At 40.3% G+C, this 8,347-nt stretch carries 8 protein-coding genes; 1 reads left to right on the top strand and 7 read right to left on the bottom strand.

Annotated elements, in window-relative coordinates; genetic code table 11:
* Positions 1–274: 274 nt before the first annotated feature.
* Both rsmH and ACKPEB_RS09660 read right to left on the bottom strand, forming a co-directional pair.
* A complete protein-coding gene (gene rsmH / locus ACKPEB_RS09665; RefSeq protein ID WP_408964670.1) occupies positions 275–1,192 on the bottom strand; it encodes a 16S rRNA (cytosine(1402)-N(4))-methyltransferase RsmH in 918 nt (305 codons plus the stop codon).
* A 278-nt stretch (positions 1,193–1,470) separates the two neighbouring features.
* Positions 1,471–1,761 (bottom strand): hypothetical protein, encoded by a 291-nt coding sequence (locus ACKPEB_RS09660; RefSeq protein WP_408964669.1) that lies wholly within the window; start codon positions 1,759–1,761, stop codon positions 1,471–1,473.
* A gap of 225 nt (positions 1,762–1,986) precedes the next feature.
* Here ACKPEB_RS09660 and ACKPEB_RS09655 point away from each other — a divergent pair, with 225 nt between their 5' ends.
* Entirely contained in the window at positions 1,987–3,153 is a 1,167-nt protein-coding gene (locus ACKPEB_RS09655) for a tyrosine-type recombinase/integrase (RefSeq protein WP_408964668.1), read from the top strand.
* Between the two features lies 1 nt (position 3,154).
* On the opposite strand, the gene ACKPEB_RS09650 is transcribed toward ACKPEB_RS09655, so the two are convergent.
* The 5 genes from ACKPEB_RS09650 to ACKPEB_RS09630 form a co-directional block, all read right to left on the bottom strand.
* The gene (locus ACKPEB_RS09650) at positions 3,155–5,893 is read right to left on the bottom strand and encodes a DUF3854 domain-containing protein (protein WP_408964667.1); all 2,739 of its coding nucleotides are present in this window, start codon (positions 5,891–5,893) and stop codon (positions 3,155–3,157) included.
* A 728-nt stretch (positions 5,894–6,621) separates the two neighbouring features.
* Positions 6,622–6,903, bottom strand: a complete 282-nt coding sequence (locus ACKPEB_RS09645) for a hypothetical protein (RefSeq protein WP_408964665.1) — start codon at positions 6,901–6,903, stop codon at positions 6,622–6,624.
* 6 nt (positions 6,904–6,909) lie between these two features.
* Positions 6,910–7,263 (bottom strand): hypothetical protein, encoded by a 354-nt coding sequence (locus tag ACKPEB_RS09640; protein WP_408964664.1) that lies wholly within the window; start codon positions 7,261–7,263, stop codon positions 6,910–6,912.
* Positions 7,264–7,266: 3 nt separating this feature from the next.
* Positions 7,267–7,941, bottom strand: a complete 675-nt coding sequence (locus ACKPEB_RS09635; protein WP_408964663.1) for a hypothetical protein — start codon at positions 7,939–7,941, stop codon at positions 7,267–7,269.
* Positions 7,929–8,195 (bottom strand): hypothetical protein, encoded by a 267-nt coding sequence (locus ACKPEB_RS09630; protein WP_408964662.1) that lies wholly within the window; start codon positions 8,193–8,195, stop codon positions 7,929–7,931. Before ACKPEB_RS09630 ends, ACKPEB_RS09635 begins: the two co-directional genes overlap by 13 nt.
* Positions 8,196–8,347: the final 152 nt, after the last annotated feature.

Genomic DNA, 8,347 nt, shown 5'->3' with positions numbered 1-8,347 from the left:
TGATATTGAACGTTTTACAATTCATCTACTAACATTACGAGATATATTTGAAGAAAACCAAACCTTTAAAGATGCTGTTAATGACTTACCTCCTTTGCGGGAACTCAATCGGGAAGTATGGAACATTATGCAATAATAGATTAAAGGAAAAGATAATTTTATCACTCTGTTTTAGCTTTATTTTAATGAGATTAAAGAAACTAAAAATTATGGACAACTAGCCATTCTAAGCAATACTTACCCCTTGAGATTAAAACTTTTCTTCCCCTCAAATTTATTGCGATGAGCGTTCTGCTATTCGTAATTTAGCTGAACGAGAACGGGGATTTTGATTGAGTTCATCCGGTTGAGGTTGAATCGGTTTTTTGGTTAAAACTTGTAAAATTGGAGAATCTTTGAACCGATGTTTAACAATTCTATCTTCTAAACTATGAAAACTAATAATCCCAATTCGACCGCCAGGTTTTAACCAATTTTGAGCTTGATCTAAAAATTTTTCTAAACAAGTTAACTCTTGATTAACCGCAATTCTTAAGGCTTGAAAGACACGGGTAGCCGGGTGAATGCGTCCGTGACGATAACTCCCAGGAACACAATTAGCGATCGCATCTGCTAATTCTGTTGTGGTTTGAAAAGGTCGTTTTTCAATAATTCGTTTGGCAATTCGTCTGGACAATCGTTCTTCCCCATAATGATAAAAAATATCCGCTAATTCCTTCTCATCCCAATGATTAATAATCTCTGCCGCCGTTAAGGATTGTTGTTGATTCATTCGCATATCTAAAGGAGCCGTATGACGAAAACTAAACCCCCGTTCAGGCTGATCAAACTGATAGGAACTCACCCCTAAATCCGCAATAATACCATCAAATTGTTTCCCTTTAGGTTGATATTGAGCAAAATTCCCTTGCCAAAATTGCACTCTTTCTAATAGAGAAGGTTCCGTTTGTTCAAATTTAACACGAGCGGCTGCGATCGCATCTGAATCTTGATCAATTGCAGTCAGTCTAACATTTTCTGCCGCTTGTAACAATAACAAACTATGTCCGCCACCGCCAACGGTCGCATCCAAGTATTCTCCCCCCGGACGAATTTCTAACCCAGCGATTAATTCTCGACTCAGTACAGGAATATGGACAAAAGCCGTTTGAGTTTGTGCTTCTAATGCTTCGATTTCAGACAATGTAATCATTCCTATAGATTAATTCTTATTTAGCTTACCGCTAAGATTGAGATTAATGTCAATTCAGGATCAATTTTATCAAAAAATCAAACAAGGTTTACAAAAAACTTGGGTTAATGATTACCCATGACTCCTTCAAAGTTGAGTCTGGAGATCAAGAGATCAGAATCAGCTTTTTTAAATTTCGAGTTGAAAACCCTAAGAATTCAGAGTTTTATAAAGTTGATTGAAGTATTTTTCTACCTCTGGAGCTTTAGCAGTAAACTTAATATAAAATGAATCCAAATTTAAAAAATATTTCTACTACTACCCCCCACTGTTATTGAACCCAGTCCCAAAACATATTCAGTTAGGGTGCGTGTCTTCTGGGTTTTAGCCGTTGACCCCTGACTCTTGCACCCTAACTCATTAGGAGTGGTGGCGATCGCCTCTTCATTATTTAGGGTAGAACCGTCCCCTAAGTCATTCTTGTTGTTGAGATTTTGGGTTTTATTGGCACTGAAGGAACTTAAAACCGGGTGAGGGAAAACCCCACTCTGAGAATGTCTCCAAAACGACTCCAAAATTTTTGGAGACATTGCGTAGACATTTGAAAGAAAAATTAGAGGCTGGAAGGCTTGGATTTTAACGGGTGTGGAGGGACTCGAACCCCCGACTGACGACTTAGAAGGTCAACTATCAAAAAAGCTTAAAAAGCTTCATTTGCAATGGTTTATATTGGTTTTAATATCTCTGCCTTGACGCATTACTACACTTTTCCTACACTTTAACACTAGATAGAGTGATATCAGAGCTACATAATTATGATTGAGTCAACTTATCATCCGAGAGGTTTGGCAAGGGTAGAAAAGGACAGAAATCGTCTCAGAATTCGTTTACCGAAGACAGTCTTGAACGGAAAAGATAAAACCTTCAGTTTGGGCTTATCAGCTAACAGCCCTAGAGACTGGAACAAAGCTCAAGAAATTTGTGATTTGATTAATACCGACATCCGCTTAGATTTGTTTGACCCGACTCTTGAGCGATATCTACCGCAGTACAAAACTTCTAAATACTTAGAGAAGGTAAAAAACCTATTTCCTGACATTTCCTTGATGGAACTGTGGCAGAAATACATGGAATATAAAACCCCAACTTGGAAGCCATCAACTTTACACCATCGTCAACGGTGTATTACTCCATTAATTAAAAAATCAGGGGTTTCTTCGCCTTATGATGCGTTAGAATTGCGTCAAAAATTAATTAACATAACCTCTGATGGTTACGTCAAAAAGACTCTACAGCAAGTTAATGCGGCTTTCAAATGGGGTATTAAACATAAATTAGTCAGAGGAACTAACCCCTATGATGGGATGGCTTCTGAGTTTAAAGAAAACTATGAAAAAGAGGAACCTAAACCGAATGCTTTTTCTAATGAAGAAAAATTAGCAATTTTAGAAGCTTTTCAAAATCATAAAATTCGGGGGAATTCCTATAAGCGATATTACCCCTTGGTTAAATTCTGGTTTCTTACTGGCTGCCGTCCAAGTGAAGGTATTGGCTTGAAGTGGGAAAATATCAAAGCTTCTTCTATTGAGTTTACAGAATCTATTACCACTGTCGGAGGGAAACCAACATACAGTGACAAAAGTAAAAATAATAAAACCCGTCTTTTCCCCATGAATCAGGAGTTACGGGGGTTTTTAGACTCTATTAAGCCAGAACAATACAACCCCACAGATTTAGTTTTTCCCAGTCCTGATGGCAAGCCAATCAACTATGGTAATTTTTCCCAACGGGCTTGGGATTCCGTTGTAGACCCCATTTCTAAACGCAATACAACCCCCTATTCTTGCCGGGACACATTCATTACAGAACAGGTTAATAAAGGGGTTCCTCCTGCTCTTGTTGCTAAATGGTGCGACACGAGTGTCGGAATGATTGAGCGTCATTACTATGACAACTCAGTCGCCCATATTTTGCCAATGTAATCTAATCAAATAAAGATATCTGATCACCGTCGGGTTCTGTGGGTTTAGGCGTGGGGTCAGATAGTCCTAACTCAGTCGGGGTAATTCCCAATTTGGGTAAAAACTTAGAGAAAAACTTCTCTTGTTTGGGGTGTTGCTTCAGGACTAACTCAGCCAGACGAACTTGAGCAGGTGTTAGTTTTTGCCACTCCATCAAAAATGCTTCTTTTGTCTTCCAGACCAGAATTTGATGAAAGGTTCCCTTAATTAAACTGACAACTTGCCGTTCTCTTTGGGTAAGATTTTCGCCATTCTGAATCTTCCTGAGAGATTCTAAATCCTTCCGAGTCTCAGATGGTTCTGTCTTAGAGATGGGTTCCGACGGCGGGAGATTTTCGGGTTCTGTTTGGGGAACTTCTACGGGTTGAGTTTCTGGATATTTATCGGCAGTGAAATTTTTTAGTGATATAGCACCTGAACCGACACCATCGCTATAAACCTTATCCAGAGGGAGTTCTGAACCGTCACCTGAACCGTCACCCGAACCGTCACCCGATTGATTTTGTTTTTCTAAGCTGTAATCGTGAGTTGGAATATGATCATCTTGCCCTGAAACACGAAGTCGCAAACCCTTGATAAATCTACCCGTTTTTGTCTTAGCAAATTGAACATCCCAACCTAGTATGACTTGGCATAACTCCAGTAAGTCAGGGCTAAAGTTTTTATGAGATTTGGAACTGTTACCACTTTGTAGGCTGTGTTTGCAGTAAGAACCAAACAGAGTTACAGGTTCAACCTCGTTAGCTTCATTGCGATCACTGCCAATTGGGGTTGAGGCAGTCGGATCTAAAATCACGCAGTAGTTGAGCCAATCCGCTAAGGAATCTTCTCTCATCCGTGACTCCCAAGCTTGTAACTTCAACTCTGGAATATCCGCTAACCCTTTGATGGTTCTTTCTACAAACGAATCATCCAGACTTAATAAATAGTTAGTGAATGCGGCTAACTCCGGTTGAAATTCAGTAGTCAGGTCACGGCGTTGATTATCTGAGACTCGTGCATTCATGGGGACTTGAATAATACGACGGTTTAACCCTGATGAATTATCTCCAGCAAAAATCGGGAAGTTAGACATCACTAAAACCATGCCGTCATAACGGAACTGAAACGCCTTTTTCCCTTTCTCTTCACCCCTAATATAGTCACCCCCCGTTAAGGATTTAAACTTGCCTAAAGCCTTAGTTCCTTTGTCTTCATCCCAGAATAAAATCAAGCGTTTCCGGTAGGCATTAGCTGACTCAAATCGGTTAGTACAGAAGTTTTCTAAAGTCGGTGAAAATACATTTTCCTGTCCAATTAAGTCTACTAATAACCGTCCATAAGTACCTTTGCCGCTTCCTCCGATTCCGATTAAATGCAGGAACTTTTGTAAGTCGGCTCTACCCTTCAAAACCGCATTGGCAAAACAGCAGAGAATATTCTTGATTTTTTCATTGCTATTGGTGACAAAATCTAACCATTCACTAATTCCAGTCCAGTCGGTAGCGGTGCTGTTATGTTTTCTCGGAAGTGACCACGTTAAGCGGTATCCAGGGTTATGTCGTAACAGTTTACCCGTGCTAATTTCTAGCACTCCATTCTCAAAAGGTAGAACTTCTTTCGGGCTACGTTCTAACCATTTGCGCTGCATAATTTGAGGTTCAGTTCTTAGGTGTTTAACGACATTAGTTACATAACTGTAGGAGCCGTAACCTGTGACCCCTTTACTGTCTAAAACTTGCTTAACAAATGCTTCTATAAATTCGTCAGTTTCAGGACTCCAAACCCCCGGAGATTCTGCCTCATATCTCATCCAGGTTGTTGTCTCATTATTGAATGCTAATTTGTCAGCATAATCTTCAGCAATTTCTTTGGCAATTTTATCAGCCGGGGGTTTTTTGCTGGTTTTTGAATTGTTACCGGAGTCTTTAAACTGTTGCTCCCATTTCTCAATAGTTTCAGCACGAGCTAAAACATCTGATTTAAACTTATCAGACCCATTCATAAGGATATAGTCGTCAATTCCTTTGCCCTCGTCTTCCGTCCATAAACCCGTGATGGAATGAACAGGAATCTTAAATAATGACAACTGATAAGCTAATTTCCGTTGTGCATCCGTCACGCCTTTTTTGGTTGCACAGTCGGCATCAAACCCGATTATAAACCCAAAACCCGCACGGGCGAGTTTTTCTAATGTTGGGACAAGATAGCGGCGTTTTTGAGGGTCTTTTTCTCCAGAGGTTAAACCCATTTCAACCCCTAGCGCGGTGACAGTCGGAACACCGTAAGAGGTCAATGAGATAGCCTTAAAGAACCCCTCAGTCAATACAATACAGGGATGACCGTCTATCTGGTAACACTTGGCTTTAAGAGCTTCTAAATCATCCCAGAAGCGATCATCATCAGGATGACATGGCAACATCACATCATAGCCGTCATAGTCCTTGCAAGAGCGGTATTTTGGTTTCCCTTTTCCTTCCTCTCCCCAGGGGTTGTCGGGTTTAAATTGCTTCTGAAATCCGTGACCCCTAAGCAGGATGCCGTCCGAATGGGAGGTGTAGCCTAAATATTCTGATGCGGTCTTGGCGTCTACACTCTCACAATTGGCTTCTACCCATCTAAGGTCTAACCCGCGCTTTTGGGTTAACTCTTTGAGATGTTTGGGGTTTAGTGTACGGTTTTGTTGTGTGGATTGGGGAGTTTGCGCTATAATAGTATTCATGTTTCTCAATACCTTTGTTAATCGTCATTCCTGATTCAATTACCCAGGAGTGGCGATGCTGCTTTTTAATGGGTAAAAGAATAGAAATTGAATGAATAAATAAACAAGTTGACGGCTCGTCTACTCGCCTTTGGTTAATAGTTATGTAGATATTTTCCTAGTCCCAAAAGTCAAGATAAACTAACTGCATTGTTTCTCCAATAAACTCTATTAAACGTCCCCAGTCCCGTTCAGATGATCCGGCTCTTACGTGTTCATGGCTTTATCGCTTTTTAATAGCTCTATAGTACAAAAAATTTTGCACTAAGACAATCCATATTTTTTTAGAACATTAACAAGACTCATCCTGACTTTGTGAGCTATCATTGTAAATAGCGGGCAAGCGGTGAATATACATCCTCAGAAGCCCTGATACCGTTATCCCTTTTTTCGCTGCATAGCGCTTAAGTTTTAACAATTCGGCATCATTAACCTTTAAAACGACTCTGTTGTACCGGGGTTGTTTTTTCATGTTGAGATGTAAAAATGAACTGTTACACCTTTATTACACCACTGTTTTTTAATGTTGGTGAAATTCTCGTCACATCTCTCAAAAGCGACTGCAAATCCTTAAACATTTCGGTGGGAGTATTTTTTAAAATCCTTCTGAATTCGTCAAAATTTTGTATCACCTTGACAACGTGGGCTTTTTAGAAAGGGGTACAACAAAGTGCAACCCTTTCTAAATTTCACCTTAAAATCTCTCGGAACTTCCGGTGAGCTTGACCCAAGCTTTCAGCAAACTGTGTCATCCGTTCCCTGTCCCATTCCGCTAGAAATAGGTTGAGGAGAAACAGACAGTTTTCTACCTGGACATCAGGGGGAGTCTTATCCTCATCCGTAGAAGCCACAACAACGAGATGGTAATACCGAAGTAATTGTTCTGATTCATCTGCTAGAGTAAGTAAGTCTTTGCTGATGGTTTCAAGGGTTTCTCTATCAAGACAAATCATGGTTTTGTCTGGTTTCATGGCACATTAAAGAGTCTCAGAAGGTTGGAAGGTTAGGTAAATTTTGCTATCGTTGGCTCTTGGGGGATAACAAGGATGAACAACCGAAGATTCAACGAAACGGTAGCCATCATTAATCATTAGTTTTGTTAGCCTTTCTGCGACAGCTTTAATTTGATTTTTGTCATGTAAAATCCGAATTTTGATGACCTGACTAGGTGGATCGTTTTGTTCTTCAGGGGAATAGACCCATTGAGATAAACTAGAAGCCCAATAATAACCCTTATCCTGTAGATGGTTGTACAGTTCATCACCAGATAGATGAGTAAATTCGGAGTCAATCTCCAATGCTTTGACATATTTTAAAGTTTTGCGACTCATAAGTTAGTCTTCCTCCAAACCGAGATAGGATTTAATATCATTTAAAATGATTTTACCCTCTGCATAACGTCTCCCCTTGAATCCCATGACATCTTTAATAATGTCGGAATCTTTTAAGCCGTTTTCTAATGCTTCTAAGACGGGTTCCATAAAAAGTTCCAGGTTCCGTTCCCGTTCCGTTTCCTTAGAGAGTTCCTGTAACTCGGAACTTTTGGAACTTTCGGAACTTTTTGGGAACTGCCGATGAACGCTAGGGTCTGAGAGTTCCACGTCGGAACTTTCTGGAAACTCAGTAACGGGGGTTAAACTGGCTTGACGTTCGGTTAAAACGAATTGTGCAATCGCTGAATTAGTCCCTTGAGCTAAGAATAAATCACTGGCTATTGTGTGCTTAAATTCAGCCATTTCTCGTTTATTCATTGCGTCAATTTTGGGCTTCATTTTCCCTAGTTTGTTGGAAAAATACAAGGAACTAGAACCGACCACAATGGCGTAACCGATAGAGCTAAAACGAAAGAACTTATGCCATCCGTTTGACTCTGGGTTACGGGTCAAGAACGGGGTAACAAACCAGATAGGAACTGCTGTGGCTAGAGCAAGAATGTTGATGCCGTGTAACAGTTTCCAATTCTGTTTGATGGCTTCTGAATGAGAAACCGGGTTAATCACCGTGACCATTGAATTAGTCCTCCAACGAGTAAGGCAATGGCAAAACCCACAACGATTAAGCTAGTAAAAATCCAGTCCTGCGTCTCTGGGTTCCGAGTGAAATAGATGACGGTTCCGGCAATTCCTAACCCCAGTGATAATAATAGAGAAATCCAAAAGGCGGGCTCTCTCAAGTCTTGAATTAAACGAGCCAACAAAGAGGCAAGGGAAGCACTACTCGCTATTAGTAAAAAGAAGCCAATTATACGGTAAAATTGAATCATTGACGATTTCCTCATGTTTTAACCCGTGCCGTTTTGACACGGGTTATTGTTTTAGAGTTGACCCATTAAAGCGTTAATAGCTTGGTCAGCTTGTTGAGCAGATTGTTCTAATCCTTGACCGAGTTTGGCGTATTCAGGACGTAAACTATGCA

It is taken from the genome of Planktothrix sp. (assembly GCF_046067725.1).
Classification (GTDB): Bacteria; Cyanobacteriota; Cyanobacteriia; order Cyanobacteriales; family Microcoleaceae; genus Planktothrix.
The sequence above is the reverse complement of the archived record's forward strand: the minus strand, read 5'-3'. Positions and strand labels throughout refer to the sequence as shown.